This window comes from Brevundimonas naejangsanensis, from assembly GCF_000635915.2.
Classification (GTDB): domain Bacteria; phylum Pseudomonadota; class Alphaproteobacteria; order Caulobacterales; family Caulobacteraceae; genus Brevundimonas; species Brevundimonas sanguinis.
The window spans coordinates 1551643-1575705 of the sequence record NZ_CP015614.1; the positions used below are offsets into that span (position 1 = coordinate 1551643).

20 protein-coding genes are annotated in these 24063 nt (G+C 69.5%); 5 read left to right on the forward strand and 15 right to left on the reverse strand.

Going from position 1 to position 24063, the window contains the following annotated elements:
- Positions 1-3: 3 nt before the first annotated feature.
- Entirely contained in the window at positions 4-1539 is a 1536-nt protein-coding gene (locus DA69_RS07310; RefSeq protein WP_025978121.1) for an acyl-CoA carboxylase subunit beta, read from the reverse strand.
- A gap of 144 nt (positions 1540-1683) precedes the next feature.
- Between DA69_RS07310 and DA69_RS07315 the strand changes: the two genes are divergently transcribed.
- Complete coding sequence (locus tag DA69_RS07315) at positions 1684-3096, forward strand: short-chain fatty acyl-CoA regulator family protein (RefSeq protein ID WP_025978122.1); 1413 nt, start codon at positions 1684-1686, stop codon at positions 3094-3096.
- Between the two features lie 138 nt (positions 3097-3234).
- Here DA69_RS07315 and DA69_RS07320 read toward each other — a convergent pair whose 3' ends face one another.
- Positions 3235-4737 carry a CoA-acylating methylmalonate-semialdehyde dehydrogenase gene (locus DA69_RS07320; RefSeq protein ID WP_025978123.1) on the reverse strand — a complete coding sequence of 501 codons (1503 nt, stop codon included), beginning with the start codon at positions 4735-4737 and terminating at the stop codon, positions 3235-3237.
- Between the two features lie 103 nt (positions 4738-4840).
- Here DA69_RS07320 and DA69_RS07325 point away from each other — a divergent pair, with 103 nt between their 5' ends.
- The 4 genes from DA69_RS07325 to DA69_RS07340 all read left to right on the forward strand — a co-directional run bounded on the left by DA69_RS07325 (position 4841) and on the right by DA69_RS07340 (position 10205).
- The gene (locus DA69_RS07325) at positions 4841-5734 is read left to right on the forward strand and encodes a LysR family transcriptional regulator (RefSeq protein ID WP_025978124.1); all 894 of its coding nucleotides are present in this window, start codon (positions 4841-4843) and stop codon (positions 5732-5734) included.
- 102 nt (positions 5735-5836) lie between these two features.
- Positions 5837-6547 (forward strand): response regulator transcription factor, encoded by a 711-nt coding sequence (locus tag DA69_RS07330; protein WP_025978125.1) that lies wholly within the window; start codon positions 5837-5839, stop codon positions 6545-6547.
- 21 nt (positions 6548-6568) lie between these two features.
- Positions 6569-7906 carry a FecR domain-containing protein gene (locus DA69_RS07335; protein WP_025978126.1) on the forward strand — a complete coding sequence of 446 codons (1338 nt, stop codon included), beginning with the start codon at positions 6569-6571 and terminating at the stop codon, positions 7904-7906.
- A 1-nt stretch (position 7907) separates the two neighbouring features.
- Positions 7908-10205 (forward strand): CHASE2 domain-containing protein, encoded by a 2298-nt coding sequence (locus DA69_RS07340; protein WP_025978127.1) that lies wholly within the window; start codon positions 7908-7910, stop codon positions 10203-10205.
- On the opposite strand, the gene DA69_RS07345 is transcribed toward DA69_RS07340, so the two are convergent.
- The 13 genes from DA69_RS07345 to DA69_RS07405 form a co-directional block, all read right to left on the reverse strand.
- Positions 10202-10705, reverse strand: a complete 504-nt coding sequence (locus DA69_RS07345) for a hypothetical protein (protein ID WP_025978128.1) — start codon at positions 10703-10705, stop codon at positions 10202-10204. The genes DA69_RS07340 and DA69_RS07345 overlap by 4 nt on opposite strands.
- A 69-nt stretch (positions 10706-10774) precedes the next feature.
- A complete protein-coding gene (gene gspM / locus DA69_RS07350; RefSeq protein ID WP_082891463.1) occupies positions 10775-11242 on the reverse strand; it encodes a type II secretion system protein GspM in 468 nt (155 codons plus the stop codon).
- Positions 11239-12342 carry a type II secretion system protein GspL gene (gene gspL, locus DA69_RS07355; protein ID WP_025978130.1) on the reverse strand — a complete coding sequence of 368 codons (1104 nt, stop codon included), beginning with the start codon at positions 12340-12342 and terminating at the stop codon, positions 11239-11241. The genes gspM and gspL overlap by 4 nt, the downstream gene beginning before the upstream one ends.
- A gap of 10 nt (positions 12343-12352) precedes the next feature.
- The gene (gene gspK / locus DA69_RS07360) at positions 12353-13339 is read right to left on the reverse strand and encodes a type II secretion system minor pseudopilin GspK (protein ID WP_025978131.1); all 987 of its coding nucleotides are present in this window, start codon (positions 13337-13339) and stop codon (positions 12353-12355) included.
- Positions 13336-13923, reverse strand: coding sequence for a type II secretion system minor pseudopilin GspJ (gspJ, locus tag DA69_RS07365; protein WP_025978132.1), 588 nt, complete (start codon positions 13921-13923; stop codon positions 13336-13338). The genes gspK and gspJ overlap by 4 nt, the downstream gene beginning before the upstream one ends.
- Entirely contained in the window at positions 13920-14315 is a 396-nt protein-coding gene (gene gspI, locus DA69_RS07370; protein ID WP_051582125.1) for a type II secretion system minor pseudopilin GspI, read from the reverse strand. The genes gspJ and gspI overlap by 4 nt, the downstream gene beginning before the upstream one ends.
- 112 nt (positions 14316-14427) lie before the next feature.
- Positions 14428-15024: a GspH/FimT family pseudopilin gene (locus DA69_RS07375; RefSeq protein ID WP_419177550.1), complete on the reverse strand. Its 597-nt coding sequence runs from the start codon at positions 15022-15024 to the stop codon at positions 14428-14430.
- Entirely contained in the window at positions 14933-15385 is a 453-nt protein-coding gene (gene gspG, locus DA69_RS07380; protein ID WP_025978135.1) for a type II secretion system major pseudopilin GspG, read from the reverse strand. The genes DA69_RS07375 and gspG overlap by 92 nt, the downstream gene beginning before the upstream one ends.
- 11 nt (positions 15386-15396) lie before the next feature.
- Positions 15397-16611 (reverse strand): type II secretion system inner membrane protein GspF, encoded by a 1215-nt coding sequence (gene gspF, locus DA69_RS07385; protein WP_025978136.1) that lies wholly within the window; start codon positions 16609-16611, stop codon positions 15397-15399.
- A complete protein-coding gene (gspE, locus tag DA69_RS07390) occupies positions 16611-18104 on the reverse strand; it encodes a type II secretion system ATPase GspE (RefSeq protein WP_025978137.1) in 1494 nt (497 codons plus the stop codon). Before gspE ends, gspF begins: the two co-directional genes overlap by 1 nt.
- A complete protein-coding gene (gspD, locus tag DA69_RS07395; protein ID WP_025978138.1) occupies positions 18101-20221 on the reverse strand; it encodes a type II secretion system secretin GspD in 2121 nt (706 codons plus the stop codon). Before gspD ends, gspE begins: the two co-directional genes overlap by 4 nt.
- Positions 20218-21030: a type II secretion system protein N gene (locus tag DA69_RS07400; RefSeq protein WP_235599132.1), complete on the reverse strand. Its 813-nt coding sequence runs from the start codon at positions 21028-21030 to the stop codon at positions 20218-20220. Before DA69_RS07400 ends, gspD begins: the two co-directional genes overlap by 4 nt.
- 250 nt (positions 21031-21280) lie before the next feature.
- Positions 21281-23986 carry a TonB-dependent receptor domain-containing protein gene (locus DA69_RS07405; RefSeq protein ID WP_025978140.1) on the reverse strand — a complete coding sequence of 902 codons (2706 nt, stop codon included), beginning with the start codon at positions 23984-23986 and terminating at the stop codon, positions 21281-21283.
- Positions 23987-24063: the final 77 nt, after the last annotated feature.

A 24063-nucleotide genomic window follows, 5' to 3' on the forward strand; every position in this document is an offset into this window, starting at 1 on the left:
GCCTTACAGCGGGATGTTGTCGTGCTTCTTCCAGGGATTTTCCTGGGTCTTGTTCTTCAGCGTCTTCAGAGCCCTGATCAGGCGACGGCGGGTGCCGTGGGGCATGATGACGTCGTCGATGTAGCCCAGGCCGGCCGCGACGAAGGGGTTGGCGAAGCGTTCCTTGTATTCGGCCTCGCGCGCCGCCAGGGCCTCGGGGTCGCCGGCCTCCTTGCGGAAGATGATCTCGACCGCGCCCTTGGCGCCCATGACCGCGATCTCGGCGGTCGGCCAGGCGTAGTTGACGTCGCCGCGCAGGTGCTTGGAGCTCATGACGTCATAGGCGCCGCCATAGGCCTTGCGCGTGATGACCGTCAGCTTGGGCACCGTGGCCTCGGCATAGGCGAACAGCAGCTTGGCGCCGTGCTTGATCAGTGCGCCGTACTCCTGCTTCGTCCCCGGCATGAAGCCCGGCACGTCGACGAAGGTCACCAGCGGGATGTGGAAGGCGTCGCAGAAGCGCACGAAGCGCGCGGCCTTGCGGCTGCTGTCGATGTCCAGCACGCCCGCCAGCGTCTGGGGCTGGTTGCCGACGATGCCGACCGGCTGGCCGTCCAGACGGCCGAAGCCGCAGATGATGTTCTTTGCGAAGTCGGCGCCGATCTCGAAGAAGTCGGCCTCGTCGACCGTCTTCAGGATCAGCTCCTTCATGTCATAGGGCTGGTTCGGATTGGCCGGGACCAGGGTGTCCAGCGAGGCCTCATCGCGATCCGGCTCGTCATAGGTTTCGCGGACCGGCGGCGTCTCGCGGTTCGACAGCGGCAGGAAGCCGATCAGGCGGCGCACCTCCGACAGGGCCTCCAGATCGTTCTCGAAGGCGCCGTCGGCGACCCCCGACTTGCCCGCATGGACGCGGGCGCCGCCCAGGTCCTCGTGGCTGACCACCTCGTTGGTGACCGTCTTCACCACGTCGGGGCCGGTCACATACATGTAGGAGGTGTCCTTCACCATGAAGATGAAGTCGGTGATGGCGGGCGAATAGACGTCGCCGCCCGCGCACGGCCCCATGATGACCGAGATCTGCGGAATGACGCCGCTCGCCAGGGTGTTCTGCAGGAAGATGTCGGCGTAGCCCGCCAGCGACTCCACCCCTTCCTGAATGCGCGCGCCGCCGGCGTCGAACAGGCCGATGATCGGCGCGCCCGCCGTCAGGGCCATCTTCTGGATCTTGACGATCTTGGCCGCGTGAGCGCCCGACAGCGAGCCGCCGAACACGGTGAAGTCCTTCGAGAAGACATAGACCAGACGGCCGTTGATCGTGCCGCGCCCGGTGACGACGCCGTCGCCGGGGATGCGCTGCTTCTCCATGCCGAAATCGTGGCTGCGGTGCTCCACGAACATGTCGGTCTCTTCGAAGGAGCCTTCGTCCAGCAGGACGCCGATGCGTTCGCGGGCGGTCAGCTTGCCCTTGGCGTGCTGGCTGGCGATGCGCTTCTCGCCCCCGCCCAGCTTGGCGGCGGCGCGACGGCGCTCGAGCTCCTCGAGGATGGCCTGGCTCATGGTTGGGCGACTCCCTGACTTCGTTCAGAGTCCAACAAGCCGCTTGGTTGCAAAAAGGCAATCGCAACTTTGCAAAAGGCTTCCAAGTGCGTAAGCCTGCCAAGGCGGACAAGCGTTTTTGCAAAGTTGCAATGCCCGACAATCATGGCTGAAAAACTCTACCTCGGGACCAAGGTCCGCAAGCTGCGCGAAGCGCGCGGCTGGACGCTGGAACAGTGCGCGGGGCGGCTGGCGCTGTCGCCGTCCTATCTGTCGCAGATCGAGACCAACCAGCGCCCGGCCACGGCGCGTGTGCTGATCGCCCTGACCCGCGCCTTCGATGTGGACGCCAGCCTGTTCGACCTGGACGGCGACGCCCGCCTGATCGCCGACCTACGCGAAGCGACCACCGACGTCGCAGGCCACGCCGAGGCGCCGACGGCGGGCGAACTCAAACAGGCGGCGATGAACGCGCCCCGGCTGGCGCGGCAATTTCTGGCTCTGCATCAGGACTATCGCCGCCTGGACGAGCGGCTGAAGACGTTGAACGAGACCCTGGGCCGCGACGAACGCGCCACGGTCGCCGCCCCAGCCCTGCCCTATGAGGCGGTGCGCGACTTCTTCCACTATCGCGACAACTACATCGACGCCCTGGACCGGGCGGCGGAGGATCTGGCGGCGCAGCTGAACCTCGGCGACGGCGTCCACCCGGAACGTGAGTTGGAGACCGCCCTCAACGACCTGTGCGGCGTGCGCGTCGCCACGGGTCAGGCGCGCGGCGCCATGCGGCGCTTCGATCCGAGCGCGCGCATCCTGTACGTCGACGCCAGCCTGCCCGGCGCCACCCGCGCCTTCCAGATGGCGCACCAACTGGTTCGCTTACGGTTCGAGGAGTTGATCGAGCACGAACTGGACCGCGCCGCCTTCGACATCCCCGCCGCGCGCGACGTGTGCCGGGTCGGCCTGGCCAACTATGCGGCGGGGGCGCTGCTGCTGCCCTATCGCGCCTTTCTGGAGGCGGCGCGGGAGCTGCGGCACGACGTGGACCGCTTGCGCAACCGCTTCCACGTCAGCTTCGAACAGGCCTGCCACCGGTTGAGCACCCTACAGAGGCCCGGATGGCGCGGCGTGCCCTTCTACTTCGCGCGGGTGGACATGGCGGGGAACATCACCAAGCGGCACAGCGCCACGCGCTTCCAGTTCGCCCGCTTCGGCGGCGCCTGCCCGCTGTGGAACGTGCACGAGGCCTTCAGCGCGCCCGACCGCATCCTGGTCAATCTGTCGGAAATGCCGGACGGCGCCCGCTACGTCTGCATCGCCAAGAGCGTGTCCAAGCCCGGCGGATCGTTCCTGGAGCCGGACCGGCGCTATGCGCTGGGTTTGGGATGCGAGATCGAGCACGCGGCGCAGCTGGTCTATGCGGATGGACTGGACCTGAACGGCCCGCCGACCCGCATGGGCGTGAACTGCCGCATCTGCGAGCGGACGGACTGCACACAGCGGGCGTTTCCGCCGATCGACCGGACGCTGGCCGTGCCGGAGAATGAGCGGGGGGTGATCCCGTATACGCTGAGCTAACTTTCTCCTCCCCATGAAATGGGGAGGTGGATCGGACGCGGAGCGGCCGAGACGGAGGGGCCGCTTGGTTCCGCTGTCCCAAGAGGCCCCTCCACCACTTCGTGGTCCCCCTCCCCACTGACGTGGGGAGGAAACGCGTCAGCTCATCGTCGGGATGATGAAGCTGGAGTCCTCGTGCTCCAGCGCGCTGTCGGGCCAGCGGGCGGTGACGGTCTTGGTCTTGGTCCAGAACTTCACGCCTTCCATGCCGTACTGGTTGGTGTCGCCAAAGCCCGAACGCTTCCAGCCGCCGAACGAGTGGTAAGCCACCGGCACCGGGATCGGCACGTTGATGCCGACCATGCCGACGTTGACGCGGGCGGCGAAGTCGCGGGCCGCGCGGCCGTTCTGGGTGAAGATGGCGACGCCGTTGCCGTACTGGTGCTTGCTCGGCAGGCTCAGCGCCTCTTCGAAGTTGGCGGCGCGGACGATCTGCAGCACCGGGCCGAAGATCTCTTCCTGATAGGAGGACATGTCGGTCGTCACGTGGTCGAACAGCGACGGGCCGATGAAGTAGCCCTTCTCATGCCCCTGCAGGCTGAAGTCGCGGCCGTCGACGACCAGTTCGGCGCCTTCCTCGACACCCTTGCTGATCCAGCCGGCGACGCGGTCGCGGTGCTGGGCCGAGACGACCGGGCCGTAGTGGGCCTGATCATCGGTCGAGATACCGACGCGCAGGGTCGGGATTTCGGCGACCAGACGCTCGCGCAGTTCATCGGCGGTCTTCTTGCCGACCGGAACGACGACCGGCAGAGCCATGCAGCGCTCGCCCGCCGAGCCATAGGCCGCGCCCGACAGGTCCTTGATGACCTGGTCCAGATCGGCGTCGGGCATGACGATGCCGTGGTTCTTGGCGCCGCCCATGGCCTGGACGCGTTTCCCGTGCTGGGCGCCCGTTTGATAGACGTAGTGGGCGATGTCCGACGAGCCGACGAAGCTGACGGCGTGGATGTCGGGGTGGGCCAGGACGGCGTCGACCGCCGTCTTGTCGCCGTGGACGACGTTCAGCACGCCCTTGGGCGCGCCCGCCTCCATCATCAGTTCGCCCAGACGCACCGGCACGGACGGATCGCGCTCGGACGGCTTCAGGATGAAGGTGTTGCCGACGGCGATGGCGACGCCGAACATCCACATCGGGATCATGGCCGGGAAGTTGAACGGGGTGATGCCCGCCACCACGCCCAGGGCCTGACGCGAGGAGTAGACGTCGATGCCCGGACCGGCGCCCAGCGTGTATTCGCCCTTCAGCGCGTGCGGGATGCCGCAGGCGAACTCGATCACTTCCAGACCACGCTGGATGTCGCCCTTGGAGTCAGCGATGACCTTGCCGTGCTCGCTGGACAGCATCTCGGCCAGTTCGTTCATGTTCGCCTCGACCAGGCGCTTGAACTCGAACATGACGCGGGCGCGGCGCTGCGGGTTGGTCGAGGACCAGCCTTCGAAGGCGGCCTGCGCCGACTGCACCGCGCGGTCCATCTCGCTGACGGTCGCCAGCTGGACCCGGGCTTGAACCTCGCCGGTGTTGGGGTTGAAGACGTCGCCGAAGCGGCCCGACGCCCCTTCGAAAGCCGCACCGTCGATGAAGTGGCGAATGTCGCGCATTGGCGTCTCTCCCGCTGATTATGGTTCTTCGTGAGCCTGCCCTAGCAGAGCGGACCGGTCAGGCCCATTGCAATCTTGCAGGTGATGGTGTGCATATCTGCATATGTTCGACTGGGATGATCTGAGAGTATTCTTGGCCGCCGCCCGCGCCGGGTCTCTGGCCACGGCGGCGCAGCGGTTGGGCGTGGACGCAGCCACCGTCGGGCGACGCGTGGCGCGGCTGGAGACGGCGCTGAAGTCGACCCTTCTGGTCCGCTCGGCCGCCGGGCTGCACCTGACGGCCACCGGCGCCCAACTGCTGGAGCGAGCGCTGGACGCCGAAAGCGCGATGGAGGCCGCCGGGCGCGTCACCCAGCCCGACCTGGTCGCGGGCGCCGTGCGGATCAGCGCCTCGGAGGGCTTCGGCGGCGCGGTGCTGGCTCCCGCCCTGCCGGGCCTGCTGGCGACGCATCCGGGACTGAACGTCGAACTGGCGGCCAGCTCCGGCTTCCTGTCGCCCAGCCGCCGCGAGGTGGACATGGCCATCACCCTCAGCCCCGCCGACAGCCCGCGCCTGATCGTCGAGCCGCTGACCACCTATCAACTGGCGCTCTACGCCTCGCCGCAGCATCTGGAACAGCACGGCGCGCCCGATAGCATCGACGACCTGAACCGCTTCGACATGGTCGGCTATGTCGACGACCTGATCTATGCGCCCGAGCTGCGCTACCTGGAGGAGATCCGCCCCAACCTGCGGCCGCGACTGGCGTCCTCGTCCATCCGCGCCCAGCGGGACATGGTGGCGGCGGGCGGCGGCATCGGCGTCCTGCCCTGCTTCCTGGCCGAGGGACTGACGCGGATTCTGCCCGATCAGGTGCTGATCGAGCGCCGCTTCTGGCTCAGCACCCACCGCGAGGTTCACGGCGCCGCCCGGCTGAAAACAGTGCGGCGATGGATCAAGTCCCTGTGCCGCGATCAGACGCCCCGCTTGACGCCCCTGCCAGGCTTGTCACAGTGAATTTCAACCTTTCCGCGAGGTGACTATATTTTACATTTTACACTCGCCTAATGCGCCACTTCCACGGCTATGGTTCAGCCATTCCCCGGAGCGTGCAGAACTATGAAAATCGCGGTGTTGGACGACGATCCTGTCCAGTTGGAGTTCATCTCCGACGTGGTCGAGGACGCCGGTTATCGCGCCACTCTTTTTTCGCGAGGCCAGGCGCTGATCTCGGCGCTGCGCAAGGACACCTTCGACATGATCATTGTCGACTGGAACCTGCCGGATCGGTCGGGGCTGGAAATCCTGACCTGGGCGCGGAACAATCTGAAGCCCGCGCCGCCCATGCTGCTGGTCACCAGCCGCGCCGAGGACGAAGACGTGGTCGCGGGCTTGGACGCCGGGGCTGACGATTATCTGCCCAAACCTCTGTCCAAGCCGGTGCTGGCCGCACGTATCAACGCCCTGATCCGCCGCGCCTACGCCCAGCCGGTCACGCCGGGCATAGAGACCTACGACGACATCGTCTTTCACCAGGCGGCAGGCAGCGTGGCGCGCAATGGCGAGACCATCGCCTTGACGGCCAAGGAATACGCCCTGGCCCTGCTGCTGTTCCGCAACCTGCATCGGGCGCTGTCGCGCACCTATATTCTGGAAACGGTCTGGGGCAATGAGCCCAACCTGAACAGCCGCTCGCTGGACATGCACGTCTCGCGGGTGCGCAACAAGCTGGAGTTGCGGCCAGAGCAAGGCTTCCGCCTCACACCCATTTACAGCTACGGTTACCGCCTTGAGCGCGTCGCGGGGGCCGATTCCGCCGTCGACGCCTGAGGTCCGCGGATGAGGCGAGGCATGAAGTCCAACTGGTCCTGTGTTCTGGCGGCTGCGGTTCTGCTGTCGGCGGCCCCGGCGGCGGCGCAGTCGACCGCCCCTGCACGCCCGACCGAGACCCTCGGCTATGTGGTTCGCCCCGGCGACACCCTGATCGACCTCGCGACCGCCTATATGAACCGGCCGCTGGATTACCGTCGGGTGCAGCGCGAGAACCGCGTCGTAAACCCGCGCCGCCTGTCGATCGGACGCACTCTGGCCTTGCCCGTGGATCTGCTGCGCGCCGATCCGGACGAGGCGCGCATCGCCGGCTTTCGCGGCGCCGTAACCTTGCATCAGGGCGGCGTCGCGGCCGCGCCCACAGCCGGTCAGATCGTTCGTGAGTCCGCCGTCCTGAGCACCGGCGCCAACGCCTTCGTCCGCCTGGCCTTGTCCGACGGCAGCCATGTGGTCGTGCCTTCCAACAGCCGCGTGCGCGTCAGCCGCCTGCGCCGCTACGCCATCAACGGCGCCGTCGATCACGCCCTGACGGTCGAGGCGGGCCGCGCGGAATCCAGGGTCACGCCGCGCACCCGGCCGGGCGGCTTCGCCATCCGCACCCCTGTCTCGGTTTCGGCCGTGCGCGGCACCGACTTCCGCGTCTCCTTCGACGAAGCCAGCGAACGGTCGGCCACCGAAGTGCTGGACGGCGCCGTCGCCGTGGCCTCTGGCGAGGACGAAGCGCTGGCCGCCGCCGATCAGGGCGTCAGCGCCGCCGCAGGCGCGGTTCGCCTGCTGCCCCTGCTGCCCGCGCCGGCCCTCGCCCGCCCCGACGCGCCTCAGACCCAGGCCCAGGTCGTGTTCGAGATCCAGCCCCTGGCCGGCGCCGAGCGCTATCGCGGCCGCATCGCCCAGGACGCCGGCATGATCGAGGCTTTCGCCGAGGCCGACAGCGCGCCCGGCGGCCCGCTGGTGTTCGCAGACATGGAGGAAGGGGCCTATTTCCTGCGCCTGACCGCCCTGTCGCCCGAGGGGCTGGAGGGCAAGGCCACGACCTACAGCTTCATCCGCGCCCGCAACGGCGTCGGCGGACTGGCCTCGGTGATGGACCAGCGCGACCGCAGGCGTTTCTATCGCTTCCGCTGGGAGGCCGAGGGCGTGGGCGAAGCCGCCTTCCGCTTCCAGTTGTGGCGCGAGGCTGAAGACGGCGGCGTCGACGGCCCGCTTCTGATCGACCAGCCCGGCCTGACCGACGAAGCCTTCACCCTCAGCGACCTGCCGCCGGGCGTCTACAGCTGGCGCGTGCAGAGCGCACGTCACCGTTTCGGCCGCCTGCTGGAAGCCTGGTCCGAGCCGCAACAGCTGCGCATCGGGCGCTAGGGTGGCGCCCGCGCCTTCCGGGCTGAAAGGCGGCTGGAAACGCTGGTTCGGCGCTCGCCTCACCGGTCGCCGCGCCCTGGTCGAATGGGTCGTCGTTGCGGCTTCATCCGCCCTGCTGATCAGTTGGCTGGCGCTGACGCCGGTCGCCGACGGGCCCGACCACCTAGTCTATGACGCCCTGATGCGGGCCAAGGCCGGGCCGGCTGACGAGACCATCGTCATCATCGCCATCGACGACCGCAGTCTGGAGGCCCTGGGCCAATGGCCCTGGCCGCGCGACCTGCACGCCCGCCTGATCGACCGCCTGACCGAGGCGGGCGCCGGGCCGGTCGCCTACGATGTCCTGTTCACCGAGCCCTCGTCGCAGGATGAGCCGCTGGCCGTCGCCTTGACCCGCAACGGCAAGGTCCAGCTCCCGGTCGTCGTGGATGCGCCGGGCCTGAACGGCTCCGCCTTTCGCGAAGACGCCCCCGCCGCCCGACTGGCCACGGCCGCAGCGGGAATGGGTCACGTTAATCTGACGGTCGACAACGACGGCGTCGTGCGCCGCCTCCCCCTTTATCTCCAGTCGGGCGATCAGAGTTGGCCGCATCTGATCCTGCCGCTGGCCGCCACGAGAACCGCCATCCCGCCGCCGCCCGCGCCACAGACCGATGACGCCCTCTATCCCGCCGCATCGGAGGCCGTGGTCTATCGCGGCCCGCCAGGCGCCTTCCGCACCCTGTCTTTCGTAGACGTTCTCAACGGCGAGACGCCGGCCGACTTTCTGAAAGACCGTCTGGTGCTGGTCGGGGCCACGGCGCCGGGACTGGGCGACCGCTACGCCACCCCGGCCACGCCGCACGGCGAGCTACGCCCCGGCGTCAAGGTGCAGGCCGCCCTGCTGCAAACCCTGCTGCAAGGCGGCGGCCCGCGCAGCCTTTCGCACGGGTGGGTGCTGGCCTTTTCCCTGCTGCCGCTCAGCCTGCTGGTCGGCGGCTTTCTGATCCTGCGTCCGGCGGCCAATATGGCGCTGGGCGTCGGCCTGATCATCCTGACCTTGCTCGCCACGGCGCTGGCCTTCCTGGCAGGCGGCCTGTGGTTCCCGCCCTCGGCCGCTGTGGCGGGGCTGGCTCTGGCCTATCCTCTGTGGAGCTGGCGTCGTCTGGCCGCCGCCTCGGCCTATATGCAGAGCGAGGTCGAGGCCTTCGAGCGCGACGGCGTGCGCCTGACGAGCCCGGCCCGAGGCGGCGACGTCGTGGCCCGTCAGGTCGACGCCCTGCGCGCCGCCGTGCGCCAGGTCCGCGACCTCGAACGCTTCATCTCCGACGCCCTGCGCAGCCTGCCCGACGCCACGGTGGTGGCCGATCCCTACGCCCGCATCATCCTGTCCAACGACCGGGCCGAGGCCCTGTTCGGCGACCAGTTGCAGGGGGACGCCGACCTGCCCCTGCTGTTCCAGTCGCTGGGCGAGCCCGCCTGGCGCCGCTTCCTCGACCCGGACGGCGATCCCGGCGAGATCGCCACGCCCGACGGCCGCATCCTGAAAGCGGCGGCCTCGGTCCTGACCGACGCCGAGGGGCAGCCGGTCGGCCACATCGTGCGCTTCGCCGACATGACCCGTTTCCGCGCCGCCGAGCGCCAGCGCACCGAGGCGCTGCAACTGCTCAGCCACGACATGCGCGCGCCCCAGGTGTCGATCCTGACGCTGCTGGACGGCCCCGCGCGGCGTCTGGACGCAGCGGTCCAGAAACGCATCGCTGATTACGCGCGTCAGACCCTCGACCTGGCTGAAGGCTATGTGCAGCTGGCCCGCGCCGAGAGCCAGCCCTATCGCTCAGAGCTCATGGACCTGGGTCAGGTGGCGATGGACGCCGCCGACATCCTGTGGCCCCAGGCGTCGAAGAAGGGCGTCCGCATCCTGACGCCCGACGGCGAAGAAGAGTTCCTGGTTCAGGGCGACCCGGCCCTGCTGCGTCGCCTGACCACCAATCTGCTGGACAACGCCCTGAAATACGGCCCCAGCGGCGGAACCATTCAGGTCAGCCTGAGCGGCGCCGAAGAAAACGGCCGCCCGGTCTGCGTCCTCAGCGTCAGCGATCAGGGGCCCGGTCTGTCCGAAGACGCCGCCCGGCGCCTGTTCCAGGCTTTCGGTCACGGCGGCGCCGACCACCGAGGCGCGGGCCTGGGCCTCGCCTTCGTCCGCACGGTCGCAGAGCGCCACGGGGGAAGCATCCGTCACCAGGCCGGATCGCCAGGCGCGACCTTCATCCTGACCTTGCCCCGGGTGATGGACCCCCAGGCCAGTCCGGTCAGCTAGTCAACTGCGCCCAGCTGGGACACAGCCGCATCCGCCAGCAGGCCCGGCGCCTCGTCGGCCTGACCTCGCCCCAGGACCGAAGTCGCCGACACGCGATAGGCCCCCGGCGCATCACCCGGCCCTGTCAGGATCAGGCTCAACGTATGAACCTGACGGCGGCGGCTCCAGAACTGCGGCAGGCGCGGCGCCTCGGTCCATTCGCCGTCTCGCGCATCGACATCGGTGAAGACGCCGGTCTTCTGAGGCCGCACGGCATAGGCCGTCTCGACCCGCCAGGCGGTCTTGTCGTCGACCTCGCGCCAGCCGCGCGCGGCCAGCGCCTGTCGTACCGCCACAGCCGCCGCGCGGTCGGTCTCGGTCGAAGCTTCCCCCTCGAACAGGCGATAGGCGGTCACAGCATCGGGCACGGCGGCCGATCGTACGGTCTCGACACGCGGCGGCGAGGCGCATCCCGCCAGGACCGCCAGCGTGATCAAAGGAAGAGCCAGACGAGATATCATGATTGCGATACCTGCCCCGCCCGGACGCTCAAGTCCACAACCCACTAACGGGCCGAGACGGAAAAGCCGCTAGGCGCCGGAAGCGAGCGCCCCGCTGACGCCCAGCGTCCCGTCAGCGTTTTCGACAACGCCCAGTTCTTCGATCCGCGCCCCGCCTTCCTCGAGCGCCGCCAGCCAGCCGAAGGCCTGGGCCGTCGTGACCCGCTCCAGGCGAAAGCCGAGCCGCCCGCCTTCGGACATGCCTAGCGTCGGCTGCACGCCCGCCGTCAAGGCCGTCGACGCGACGAGCGCCTGCAGGTCAACCGCCTCAGTCGGTCGCGCGCCTCGTTGGGCCACAGCGGTCTGAACCTGCGCCATCTGCCGCTCGGCCGCGACGCGGGCGCGCGCCTGATCGGCCTTCCAGCCCTCCAGCGGACGCACCACGCCCAGCCACGCGATGACGCCCAGCACCACAACGCCCATGACCGCCAGCATCCGCCGTTCGCGTAATGACCGCCCGTCCCACCAGGCGCCGGTGGAAGAGAATAGGGCCTTCATCGGTCGCCTCCTATCGTCAGCGTGCTGATCATCCGTCCGCCCTCCTCAGCCGAGGTTTCGTCGACCACCGCCAGACCGGCCTCGGCCAGATCGGCGCGCACGGCGTCCAGATCATTAAAGGCCGCGTGGTTCATCGTGACCCGCAGCCCTTCGCCGCCCAAGGTCGCGTCATCCAGTTCGGCGCCCGGCACGCGCTCGACGGCGGCGAAAACGGCGGACATCGCGCGCGCAGTTCCGCCCGGCGGCGGCCCAGCGTCCAGACGGCGCAAGGCTTCGGCCGCCGCATCCTTCGTCGTCGCCAGTTCGGGATAGAGTTTCACCGCCCCGATCCTCGCCTCCGCTCCGGCGCCGTCCGCCGCCGCCCGATCACGCAGACCTTCCGCCGCCATCATGATCAGCGGCGAGATCAACAGGGCCGCCGCCAGACCCGCCGCAAGACGCCAGCCCTTTGCCGCCTGCCCGCGCTCGCGCCGATCATGGACCTGCAACAGATCGACCGGCGCCGCCATCGCCCCCGCCGCCAGAGCCGCCTCAAGGGCCTCGCCTTCCAGCCAGTCGAGCGCGCGCCCCGCCGCCATCGCCTCCACCAGATCAGGCTGCACCGTCACGGCGAAGGTCGGACCGCGCAAAGCCACGTCCGCGCCCATCTGCGCAGCGGTCCACGTCTCAGCCTCCAGCGGCGCGGGCAGGCACAGATTATCCGGCACGACGGCGTCAGGCCGGATGTCGAAGGTCTCCATCCAGCGCAGCCAGGCCTGCAGCAGCTTGGACGACACCGCCGCCGTCAGGCGCAGGCCGCCGTCGGCAGGCGCCGCGCTCAGGGCCACGTCCAGCCCGTCGACCTCGCCCGCCGCCTGATCGCGCAGCGCCCAGCGTGCGGCGGCTCTGGCCTGGGCCATATTGCACGGCGGCAGGTCCAGCCAGCGCGTCATGACGTCGGCACCGGGCGCCACAGCGATTGTGCGGATCGACGGCGGGGCTTCGGCCTGATGCGGGTCCAGCTCGCCGCGCGCGACGACGCGGCCCTCGCGATCAACCAGTAGGAAACGCGCGGGCAAGGTCGCGTGGGTCGGGATGAACAGGATGCGGGCGTGGCTCATGTCCTGGGGCTCATTCTTCTGGCGTCCAGCGGCGGATGACGGTGCGCGCCGCGCCATCGGGCGCGACGTGGATCAGGGCGGTGCGGACGGCGCGGGCGTCGCCGTGCTCGATCTCGACCCTCAGGTCGAAATAGCGGGTGGCCAGGGTGATCTGACCTTTGGCTTCTTCATCGACGACCACGCCTGACAGGGCGGGCTGGGCCCAGAAGGCGTCGGGGCTGGACCAGCCCGCGGCCGGGCGCGCCGCGATCGCCGACTTGGCCGCATTCAGCCCCACCACGCCCCGGCTGATCGCGAACAGAAGCACGGCGTCCTGCGGCTCCAGCGTATTGGGGTTCAAGGGCGACAGCCGCGCCTCGGGCAAGGCGCACAGATGCGGCCTCAGACGCCGATAAAGTTCGTCGTCCACCCCCGTCACGGCGCGCAGTTCGCTAACCTCGGCCAGCATTACCCCGCCGGTGCGATAGGGCGTCGGGCGGCTGGCGTAGGTGGAATCTTCCGCCCCCTGCGGCGACACCTGGGCGTCGCCGTCCATCCAGTCGGTCAAGGCTGCCGCGACCGCCGCCATCCGCCCGCGCGGCACGCCCAGCGCCTCGCCGAGCGCGATGAACTGCGCCGCCCCTTCAGGCCTCGCGATCAGATCCTCGCCCTGGCCCAGCACCAGGCTGTTCAGGTTGAAGCAGGACTGGCCGTCGCGGATCACCGCCCGCCCCTCGCCGTCTTCCAGCGGCAGCGCGAACACGCGGCCGTTCCAGTGCGGCTGAAGCGACGTGCGCGCGGGATCGGCGCGGACCAGATCGGACAGTCGTCGTCGCGCCAGCGCCTCGGCCCCCGCCGCAAAGCCTTGCGCCTGCGCCTGGGTCTCGGCGTTGGTCGTGCGGCGCACCGAAAAGCGCACATCGTCCAGCAGCACCACGCACAGCGCCGCCATCACCGCCACCAGCAACAGGACGGTCAGCAGGGCCATGCCCCGGCGATCGCGCGCGCCCCGCTTCATGCGGCGGCGACCAGAAACAGCTGCTCGACCGGGCCGAAGCCGTCGAGCGTCAGCGTCACCCGCACCGCGTCCGGCAGGGGCCGGTCGCTGCTGGCGGAAAAGGCGGGCGCCTCGGAGCCGTTCTGGATGAAGGCGACGCGGGCGTCCTTCACCCCGCGATACAGCACCTGCGGCGGCCCGGCCCGCGCCCCATCCAGATAGGGGGCCACCCGGCGCTCCAGCCGATCCTCGACCAGCCGGTACTCGATCCGTTGCAGGGAGGCGCGCGGCGCTCCGTCCGGGTTGCTCCAGCCGCTGCGGGCCAACACCAGCAAAGGATCGCCCGGCAATTGCGGGCCCATGATCGCCTGAGGCGCCGGACGCCCCGTCTGCCCGCGCACCCGTCGGCCCGTCGCCTGAGCCAGATCGGCGCGCAGCAGCGCCCGCGTGCGTTGCAGCGCCGCCGTCCGGTCAGCGTTGGCCTTCACCGCGAACCGCGTCTCGATCGACTGCCCCAGAACCAACGCGCCCGCCCCCGCCAGAAGGGCGAAGATCAGCAGGGCGATCAGGACCTCGACAAGCGTAAATCCAGTGCGCGACTTCATGCGCCCGCCGCCCGGAACAGCACGCGCTCGGCGGCCTGTTCCTCATCGGCGAAGACGCGCACGTCGATGCGGCCGACGCCCGGCATATCCGTCGCGCTGACCACCCGCACCCATCGCCACTCGCGCCCGCCCAGCGACGCCTGACCACCCGTACTGCCGCTGGGCAGGTCGCGCGCGATCATCGCCTCAGCGGCCACATTGTCGGCGACGATGCCGCCCAGCGTCCGCGTCTCGACCCGCGCGGCCGAGCGCGTGCTCTCGCCCGACAGGTTCAGCAACGCCATCGCCGCCAGGCCGAATACGGCCAGGGCGACGAGGCATTCGATCAGGGTGAAGCCGCCCCTAATAGCCCTCCCACTCGAGGGGGGAGGGTTGGGTGGGAGTGCAGGCAAGGCGATGGCCGTCGAGGCGCGGAGACGCCGCGCCTCCTGCGCCCTCTCCCGCAAGGTCGCGGCCACACCCCCATCCCCGCCCCTTCCATCGAGGGGGAAGGGAGCAGACGCGCTATTCATGGATCGTCACCTCGCCCGCGCCGTCGATGGCGACGGTGACGGCCTGGCCCTCGCGCTCCAGCCGCACGCTGGCGGCGTCGGCGCCGCCGGTGGGGTCGAAGACGGCGCGGGCGGGCGCGCCGACGGCGGCCCCCTCGCCCCACGCCTTGGGCGCCAGCACGCCGGTCAAAGGCGTCCAGACGGCGCCGTCGAAGCTCTCAAAGCCATAGCCGGCGACATCAGCGCGCAGGGCCACCGGGCGGTTGGTCATCACGGCCTCTTCGCGCGCCATGATAAGGCGCGCGGCGAACCGCTCCGCTTCGACCGCCAGCGTCGGGCGCGGGTCCGGCATGGACAGCACCACCGCCCCCGCCGCCACGCCGATGATGGCGATCACGACCATTAACTCGACAAGGGTAAACCCTTGTCGTGCGCTACCGCTCGCCGCGCGGCGGCTCGCTTCTTCAGCGCGTTTGGGCGTTTCCACGGCTACCGAACCGGCCGGGCGAGAGAGCGCCTCAACCCTGCCAGTTGCCGATATCGGCGTCATTTCCCTCGCCCCCTGCCTGGCCGTCGGCGCCGAAGGACCAGATGTCGAACTGGCCGCCATGGGCGCTGCGGCGGCGGTACTGGTAGTGGTTGCCCCACGGGTCTTCGGGCAGGCGGCGGACATAGCCGCCCTGGCGATAGCGTTCCGGCCGCGCCAGATCGGCGGGCGGCGCCGTCAGGGCCTTCAGCCCCTGCTGGTCCGTCGGGAAGGTCAAGTTGTCGAGGCGATAGGTCTCCACCGCCTGCTCCAGCACCGAGATATCGGCCCGCGCCTTGCCGACCATGGCCTTGTCCTGACTGGGCAGGACGTTGATCGCCACCACCGTGGCCAACAGGCCGATGATGACGATGACGACCATCAGCTCGACCAGGGTGAAGCCTTGGCGTTTCTGGCGCTTGTCCTGAATATCTTCACTGCGCATGGAAGGTCTCCTCACCCCAAAGCCAGGGTGTTGATCTGAAGGATGGGAAGCAGGATCGACAGCACGATCACGGCGACGATCCCGCCCATGACCACGATGATCGCCGGCTCCAGCAGGCTGAGCATCACGGCGGTGAAGTTGGAGAACTCGCGCTCCAGATAGTCGGCGGCCCGCTCCAGCATGGGCTCCAGCCGACCGCTGCTTTCGCCAGAGGCGGTCATGTAGACGAGGATGGGCGGAAAGACCTCGGCGCGGCGCATGGCGGCCGACAGGCCCCCGCCTTCGCGCACGGCCTCGGCCATCTGTTCGGTGGCGCGGCGCAGGGCGCGGTTGGAGACGGTGCGGGCGGTGATGGTCAGCCCCTCCAGCACCGGCAGGCCCGCCGCGATCATGGTCGACAGGGTGCGGGCCATGCGCGCCCCGTGCAGGTCGCGCGTCAGCCGCCCGATTAGCGGCAGCCTGAGCACCCAGGCGTCCAGCTTCAGCCGCACCGCCTCGCGCCGCCGCGCGATCAGCCCCGCGGCGACCACGGCGGCGAGGATCAGCGCCATCAGCCAGCCCCAGTCGCGCATCAAGTCCGAAAGGCCGATGACCAGGCGCGTCAGCAGCGGCAGGGTCTGGCCCATGCTGTCGAACTGATCGACCACCTTGGGCACGATATAGGTCATCATGGCGACGATGACGCCCAACGCCACCACCGCCAGCACGCACGGATAAACCAGCGCCGTCAGCACCTTGCCGCGCACCACCTCGTCCCGCTCTAGCCCATCGGCCAGGCGTTCGAGGATGGGCTGAAGCGCGCCCGACTGCTCGCCCGCCGCCGTCATGGCGCGATACAGTGGGGGAAAGGCCGCGCCCTGCTGGGCCATGGCGTCGGACAGGCGCCGCCCCTCGATCACCCCGGCGTGGACGCCTTCCAGCACGCGGCGGACGTTGGGCCGGTCCGCCTGAAGCATCAGGTTTCGCAGCGCCTCTTCCAGCGGGGAGACCGAGATCAGCGTCGCCAGTTGCCGCGTCGTCAGCGCCAAAGTCTTGGGCGACAGCCGCCCGGCCTTGCCCGCCTTCGATGGGGCGGCGACCGCGCCCGAACGACCGGGCGACAACTGCAACGGCGCCAGCTGACGCTTCGCCAGCGCCGTGCGCGCGGCGGCCTCGTCGGCGGCGCTCAACGAGCCGCTGACCGTCCGCCCGGCCGCATCGGCGGCGATGTAGTCGAAGGCCGCCATCAGGCCACGACCTCTTCGGCGGCGGTCTCCTGACGCGCCACGCGCAGGGCCTCCTCGACCGAGGTGACGCCTTCCAGCACCAGCGCCCGCGCCCGGTCAGCCAGCGTCCCGCCGCGCGCGAAGGCGGCGTCGAACACGGCGTCCTCGTCGGCGCCCGAGGCGATCAGGCGGCGCACCTTCTCGTCCACCGTCAGCGTCTCATAAAGGCCGATGCGGCCGACATAGCCGGTCGAGCCGCAGTCGGCGCAGCCGTGCGGCCGCCAGACGCGCGCGCCTTCCTCAGCCCCGATCAGCCGCGCCATCGCCCTGTCCGCCGTCTCCTCGATCCGGCAATGCGGGCACAGGCGGCGCACCAGCCGCTGGGCCACCACCAGCCGCAGGGTCGAGGCCAGCAGGAAGGGCTCGACCCCCATGTCGCGCAGGCGCGTCACCGCCCCGGCCGCGTCATTGGTGTGGACCGTCGACAGCACCAGGTGGCCGGTCAGGGACGCCTGAACGGCGATGGCCGCCGTCTCCGTGTCGCGGATCTCGCCGACCATGACCACGTCCGGATCCTGACGCAGGATGGCGCGCAGCCCGGCGGCGAAGGTCATGCCGACCTTGGGGTTCACCTGGGTCTGGCCTACGCCCTCCATGGCGTATTCGACCGGATCTTCGACCGTCAGGATGTTGCGCGAGCCGTCGTTCAACAGCGACAGCCCGGCGTAGAGGCTGGTCGTCTTGCCCGAGCCGGTCGGCCCGGTGACGAGGATGATGCCATTCGGCTCGGCCAGCGCATGACGGAAGGCCTCCAGCGCCGCCGGGTCCATGCCCAGCCGGTCCAGCGTCAGCCCGGCCTGATCCTTGTCCAATATCCGCAGCACCACCCGCTCGCCAGCCCGCGACGGCAGGGTCGAGACGCGCACGTCCAGCGACTTGCCGCCCAGCGTCAGGGGAATGCGTCCGTCCTGGGGCTTGCGCTTCTCGGCGATGTCGAGGCGCGCCATGACCTTGATGCGCGACACCAGCAGCGGCGCCACGCGCGGGTTCAGGCTCAGCGCCTCGCGCAGCACCCCGTCCACCCGCATCCGCACCAGCAGGCGCGTCTCATAGCTTTCCAGATGCACGTCCGAGGCGCCGATGCGGGCGGCCTCGGCGATGACGCCATTGATCAGGCGGATGACCGGCGCGTCGTCCGTGGCGTCCAGCAGGTCCGCCGCCGCCGGAATGTCGTCCACCAGACTGTCGAGGCCCACCGGCAGGGACAGGTCGTCGCCGTCGGCCGCTGTCAGTTGCTCGCCCGCATAGACTTCCGACAGCTTGCGGTCGAAGGCGGCCGCGCTGAGAGGCGTCGCCTCCAGCGGACGGCCCAGCGCGCGGCGCGCCTCGACCAGGGCCAGAGGGTCGGCGCCCTCGCGCACTCCCACCGCCATCACCTCGCCCGCCGCCAGCAGCAGGACGCCGTGGGTCTTGGCGAAGCCGTAGGGCAGACGCGGATCGACGACGGTGATCACCGGACGCCCTCCGTCACGGGCGGCAACGGCCGGGCCGCGACCGGCGCTACAGGAGCAATCACCAGCGGCTCGCCCGCCACAGGCGCCGCAGGCGGCTGGGCCTGCATATAGTCGCGCAGCAGGGCGTCGAGGCTCGGCTCTCGATCTGGGTGAACGCGCTGCTGCTCGCCGCGCATATAGCCCCAGCGATCCGCCGCCAGCCCCTGCGCGTCCGCCGTGGTGCGCAAGATGGTCGGGCGCAGGAAGACCATCAGATTGGTCCGTCCCCGCTCGCGGCTGGTCGAGCGGAACAGGACGCCGACGCCCGGAATGTCGCCCAGCCCCGGCACCTTGCTGGTCTCCAGCCGGTCGTTCTGATCCAGCAGGCCGCCCGCCACGGCGATGTCGCCGTCATCGACCACCAGCGTCGTCTCGAGCTCGCGCTTGTCCAGGATCAGGTCGTTGGCGCCGCTGGTCAGCAGGCCGTTGATGCTCGACACCTCCTGCCGCAGCGTCAGGGTGATGGAGCCGCCGGCGTTGATCTGGGGCCGCACCGTCAGGCGCACGCCGATGTCCTTGCGCTCGGTCGTGGTGAAGGGGTTGGAGTTGCCGTCCAGAATGGCCCGGCCGGTGGTGATCGGCACCTCCTGCCCGACCAGGAAGGTCGCCTCTTCATTGTCCAGCGTCATGATCGACGGGGTCTGCAACAGGTTGGAGCCCGCGTCCGTCTTGGCCGCATTGATGATGAAGCCGAACAGGCCGTCGCCCCATTTGCCGCCCGCCCCGCCGACGAATCCGTTGGCGCCCAGCAGGCTGTTCAGCGCCAGATTCTGCAGCCGCTCGCGCAAGGGATCGTCCTTGTCGAGCTGGCCCGCCGCCGCCCCGCCCGCAATGGGGACCAGCGGCGCCGCGCGGTCGGAATAGTTGGTCAGGCCGACGCCCTGCTCGCCCGTCAACAGCCACTGCACGCCCAGATCGCGCACGGCCTTGTCGCTCAGCTCCACGACGATGGCCTCGATCAGCACCTGCTGGCGACGCACGTCCAGTTGGCGGATCACCTCCGTCAGGGTGCGTTGCAGGTCCGCCGGGCCGGAGATGACCAGGGCGTTGGCGCCGGGGAAGCGGGCGATGACAGCGCGCTGGCCGGTGGCGGTCACGGTGGTCGAGCCGATCGGCCCGCTGTCAGCCTCGCCCGTCGTCGTCAGCCCGCCCTGCCCCATGCCGCTGGTCGTCTGGCTCGCCCCGGCGCGCGCGGTGCGAAGGCGCGGAGACGAGGTCGCCGCCGCATCCGCCGGCTGACCGACGATCTGTTGCAGGACCGGCAGGAGCTGCTCGGCGTCGGCGTGCTCCAGGAAGACGACGTTGACGTCCTGACTGGCCCGCGCGCGGCCGTCCAGATCCGCGATCAGGCCGCGCACCCGCGCCAGCGCCTGGCCGTCCCCGCGCAGGACCAGGGCGTTGGAGCTTTCGACCGGGGTGATCGTCACCAGCCCCGGCCCGCCGGGGCCGCCTGTCACCTGTTGCAGCGCGCCCGCGATCTCGCGCGCCGAGGCGTTCTCCAGCGCCACCACCTCATAGGCGGAACGGTCCACGTCGATGCGGCCGACCAGCGCCCGGATGCGCGCCAGATTGTCGGCGAAATCGGCCACCACCACGCTGTTGGCGCCGGGGTTGGCCAGCACCTGCCCCTGCGCCCCGACCAGCGGCCGGATCGTCTCGGCGGCCGAGGCGGCGTCGATGTGGCGAAGGGTGAAGACCTCTGTCGAGAACCGCTCGGCGCCGACCGTGGCCGGACCCTGCGCCGCCCCCTGCGCCGGGCTGATGCGATAGGCGCCCGACGACGTCGGCGTCACCACCAGGCCGTTGGCCCGCAGCGTCGACAGGAAGACCTCGAACAGCTGGGCGCGGGTCAACGGGCGCGGGCTGGACACCGTCACCGTGCCCGTCACCGCCGGATCGACGATGAAGGTGCGCCCCGTCGTGCGCGCCACATCCTGCACGAAGGCGCGGATGTCGGCGTTCTGGACGTTCAGCGTCTGACGCGTCTCCTGCGCCATCACCGGCGCGGCGGCCAGCGGCTGGACCGCCAGGACGGCGGCCAGAACGCCGGTAAGCAGAGAGCGGTTACGGGCCTTCATGGGCGCGTCCTTACGGTGGTGGAGCGGACCTGACCGTCGCGCTCGAACTGGATCTGGGCCGAGGGGGCGTCGGCCAGTTGGCCGCGCAGGGCGACGAGCGCCTGCGGGCTGTTCAGGGCTATGCCGTTGACCGACAGGATGACGTCGCCCGAGCGCAGGCCGGCGTTGCGAAGCTCGCCCCCGTCGCCCGAGGCGGAGACGGTCAGGCCGTTGACGCCGAGGCCTTTGATGCGCGGACGCAGGCCCGCCTGGGCGATCAGGCGCTGGGGATCGACCACCGCGCCCTCGGCGGAAGCCGTTTCGGGCGAGGGCGCAGCCGGTTGCGCCGCAGCCTCGGGCGCAGCGGGCGCCGCGCCGGAAATCATGTCAGGAAAGTCGAGACGGAACGGCGCGCCGCCGCGCGACAGCATGACGTGATCAGGGGCGACGGAGGTCAGCTTAAGCCCCGGCTCCAGTTCCTCGCCCGCGCCGACCGAAACCTGGCGGCCGTCCGCCAGGCCGATGATGGCCGAGCCGCCGCCCGCACCGTCCGCGCGCACCCCGAACAGAGTCAGCCCGCCGCCATCCGACGGCGCCGTTTGCTCGCCTGCCCCCCCGTTGCGGAAGAAGGCGTCAAAGCGCGACAGCACGCCCAGGTCGACCTCCGGCAGAGGCCGCGCCTGCGTCGCTTGCGGCGTCGGCGCCGCGAACAGCCAGACCAGCCGCCCGCCCTGCACCAGAAGAAGAAGGATCAGCGCCGCCTCGACCACGCGCCGTAGGGGCGGACGGCGAAGGGACAGGCCGCCCTTGCCCAACGAAACGGCGCTCAATTTGCGAAGGCCAGCGAGCAAGGAAGACATCCCCAACGGCCTCTCGCGGCCGCCTCGCCTCCCTAGGCGGATGCTCCGTACCCGGCTCGCTCCGAACCATGACAGCGTCGAGAAGTTGTCACGACACATGAAGCGGGTTCGGATGAAATGATGCGCAACCGTCACCCGCCGCTCCCACCCTAGAGAGGCAATAAAAAAGCCGGGAGACCGCTGAGGGCCTCCCGGCTCAAATGTCAGACGCGATCCGCGCCTAGAAACGCGCGGTCAGGCTGACCGAGGCGCTCTGGCCCAGGTCGTACTGGTTGATGCGGATCCGGTTGCCCTTCTCCTGATACTCCTCGAACTCCGTGCCGAGCAGGTTGCGCAGCTCCAGGGCGAAGCCCAGGTCGCGGCCCTTCACGGTGAAGTCCTTGCGATAGACGAAGTCGAGGAAGGCGCCCGGCTCCTGCAGGTAATCCGGCTCGCGCGCCGTACCGACGCCAGCGCCGCGCGCGGTGATCCGCTCCGAGACGTAGTTCAGGATGAAGGTCGCCTGCGAGCGGGCCGTGTCGTCTTCCCATCCCAGTTGCAGGTTGGCGACGTGCTCGGACTGGCCTTGCAGACGGCTGCCGTCCTGGATGAAGAAGGCCGCCTGTTCGGGACGACCGCCGCCGCCCAGGGTGATGACGGTGTCGCCCTCGCCCACCGAGACGTCAGAGTCCGACCAGGTGTAGTTGGCCTGCACCAGCCAGCGCTTGTTGGAGATGAAGGACGGCTGGTCGGCGAACTCGAAGTATTTCTTCACCTCGGCCTCGACGCCCATGACCGTCGCTTCCGGCGCGTTCAGGAAGGTCTGCTGACGCTGGTTGCCGACGTCGACGATCACCGCCTCGACCGGCTTGTCCAGCTTCTTGTAGAAGACGCCCGCCGTTACGAACTGCTGGCGGCCGAAATACCATTCCCAGCGCGCGTCCAGGTTCAGGATTTCGGTGTCGGTCAGATACGGGTTGCCGATGAAGACGCGGTCGCTTTCCGGGTCCGTATAGGCCTGGGGCGCCAGCTCGCGGAACTGCGGACGGCCGATGGTCTTGGACGCGCCGAAGCGCAGCTGCTGGTCCTCGGTGAAGTTCCACGTCGCCGTGAACGACGGCAGCCAGTACTGCTCCTCGATCTCCGTCGCCTCATAGGACGTCGTGCCGCCGAACAGGTCGCGCGGGGTCACGCTCTGCTGGCCGTCCTCGAAGCGGACGCCGAAGGTGGTGCGCACGGTCGGCACGAACTCGGCGTCGACCATGGCGTAAACCGCGCTGACCTTCATGTCGGCGTCGTAGGCGTTGGCGCCGTTCGAGCCGGCGATCTCACGCAGCTGCAGGGTCCACGGATTGATGTTGAAGTCCGAGAACAGATAGTCGATGCGCGAGCGCCGCTGGCTGTCGGTCAGGCCGTTGACGGCCTCGAACTGCAGGTCGTGACGCTCGGCTGAGCGGGTGTTGTCCAGCGTCGAGGCGCCGACGCTGATGGTCGCCTCGCGGCCCGCCGCCATCGGCAGGTTGTAGGCCAGGTCTACGCCGCCGGACCAGACTTCGTCGTCCAGTTCGCTGAACGAGATCTGATTGCCCTGGACGTTGTGGATGAAGCGGTCCTGAGCGTCCACGCCGTACTGGAAGCGCGTTTCATAAGGGGCGTCGCGCGACGTCGTGGCGTAGGCCGCACGCCAGTCCAGCTTCCAGGCGCCGTCCTGACCGAAATAGTGCTCGCCCGCCAGCTGGCTGGTGAACAGCTGGCGCACGAACCACTCGGTGTAATCGTTGCGGATCACGCTGCCGCCGGCGTCGAAGTCCGGCCCGGCCGAGGTGCGAGCGCGCTTGGTCGTGGTGCGAACGTAGAGGTTGGTCCACTTCACCTCGTGATCGTCGGTCGTCAGCGACAGACCGCCCAGCAGGTTCAGGCGCACGTCGTTCTGGTTCGACTCGACGTCGAAGGTCGACACCGGCACCAGGTCGTCGCCCTGGAACTGGCCCTCTTCCTGGATCGCCTGACGGGTGCGCCAGGAGTTGTCGTAGCCGGCGACGGCGATGACGCCCAGGTCGCCGATCTCGGTCGGCGTGCGGAAGCCGCCCGCCAGTTCCAGGCTGCCGTCGACCGGCGTCTGCTGGCGCTGCATCAGGCGCAGCGGCGCATTGACCAGCGAGCGGCCCATGGCCTGCACTTCAGAGGCGGAGAAGTTGGCCAGGTTGATCTGCTTGCCCGTGCGGAAAGCCATGTCGATGGCGCCGGGGACCTTGCGGGTGTCATCGTCGAAGCCGGTCCAGTCGGAATCCGAGCCGTAGTAGACGAGGTTGTCGCGCGCGGTGGTCTCAGTGTTGCCGCCGACGCCGACCTTGAAGGTCAGGAAGGGCTCGGCCGGGGCGTCCACGGTGCGCAGGTCGATGACCCCGCCGCCGAACTCGCCGGGATAGTTGGGGGAATAGGACTTCTGAACCGTCACGCCCGCCAGGATGCTGGAGGGGAACAGGTCCAGCGGCACAACGCGCTGCAGCGGCTCGGGGCTGGGCAGCGGCGAACCGTTCAGCAGGGCCGAGGAATAGCGCTCTCCGAGGCCGCGCACATAGACGAAGCGGCCATCGACGATCGACAGGCCGGTCACGCGGGTCAGGGCGGCCGCGGCGGTGGAATCGCCGGTGCGTTGCAGGTCCTCGGAGGTCAGGAAAGCAGCCACTTCGGCGCTCTGGCGATTCTCCTGCGGGATGTTGCGGCCCAGGACGACGATGTCGCCCAACTGGGTGGCCGGGGTTTGCGACACCTGATCCGGGCTCTCCGGATCGGCGGGCAGTTCGGCGCTCAACGCCACGGCGGCGGCGGGGGCGGCCGTCTGTGCGACAGCCTGGGCGAGCGCGAGGCTGGGCGCGCCGAATACGGCGACGAGGGCGCTGCTGGCCAGCAGCACCCCGTTACGGGTCAGGGTCTTGTTCTTCATGTTCGGCTGCCTTGCGAAGGTCGAGATAGGCTGGACGCTCAATGGGTCGGCGGCGGCCCTTTCGGACCGCCGCCTCG

Coding starts and splice junctions, on each gene's coding strand:
- DA69_RS07310 (WP_025978121.1), bottom strand. CDS start 1,539: ATGAGCCAGGCCATCCTCGAGGAGCTCGAGCGCCGTCGCGCCGCCGCC.
- DA69_RS07315 (WP_025978122.1), top strand. CDS start 1,684: ATGGCTGAAAAACTCTACCTCGGGACCAAGGTCCGCAAGCTGCGCGAA.
- DA69_RS07320 (WP_025978123.1), bottom strand. CDS start 4,737: ATGCGCGACATTCGCCACTTCATCGACGGTGCGGCTTTCGAAGGGGCG.
- DA69_RS07325 (WP_025978124.1), top strand. CDS start 4,841: ATGTTCGACTGGGATGATCTGAGAGTATTCTTGGCCGCCGCCCGCGCC.
- DA69_RS07330 (WP_025978125.1), top strand. CDS start 5,837: ATGAAAATCGCGGTGTTGGACGACGATCCTGTCCAGTTGGAGTTCATC.
- DA69_RS07335 (WP_025978126.1), top strand. CDS start 6,569: ATGAAGTCCAACTGGTCCTGTGTTCTGGCGGCTGCGGTTCTGCTGTCG.
- DA69_RS07345 (WP_025978128.1), bottom strand. CDS start 10,705: ATGATATCTCGTCTGGCTCTTCCTTTGATCACGCTGGCGGTCCTGGCG.
- gspM (WP_082891463.1), bottom strand. CDS start 11,242: ATGAAGGCCCTATTCTCTTCCACCGGCGCCTGGTGGGACGGGCGGTCA.
- gspL (WP_025978130.1), bottom strand. CDS start 12,342: ATGAGCCACGCCCGCATCCTGTTCATCCCGACCCACGCGACCTTGCCC.
- gspK (WP_025978131.1), bottom strand. CDS start 13,339: ATGAAGCGGGGCGCGCGCGATCGCCGGGGCATGGCCCTGCTGACCGTC.
- gspJ (WP_025978132.1), bottom strand. CDS start 13,923: ATGAAGTCGCGCACTGGATTTACGCTTGTCGAGGTCCTGATCGCCCTG.
- DA69_RS07375 (WP_419177550.1), bottom strand. CDS start 15,024: ATGGCGGCCAGTTCGACATCTGGTCCTTCGGCGCCGACGGCCAGGCAG.
- gspG (WP_025978135.1), bottom strand. CDS start 15,385: ATGCGCAGTGAAGATATTCAGGACAAGCGCCAGAAACGCCAAGGCTTC.
- gspF (WP_025978136.1), bottom strand. CDS start 16,611: ATGGCGGCCTTCGACTACATCGCCGCCGATGCGGCCGGGCGGACGGTC.
- gspD (WP_025978138.1), bottom strand. CDS start 20,221: ATGAAGGCCCGTAACCGCTCTCTGCTTACCGGCGTTCTGGCCGCCGTC.
- DA69_RS07405 (WP_025978140.1), bottom strand. CDS start 23,986: ATGAAGAACAAGACCCTGACCCGTAACGGGGTGCTGCTGGCCAGCAGC.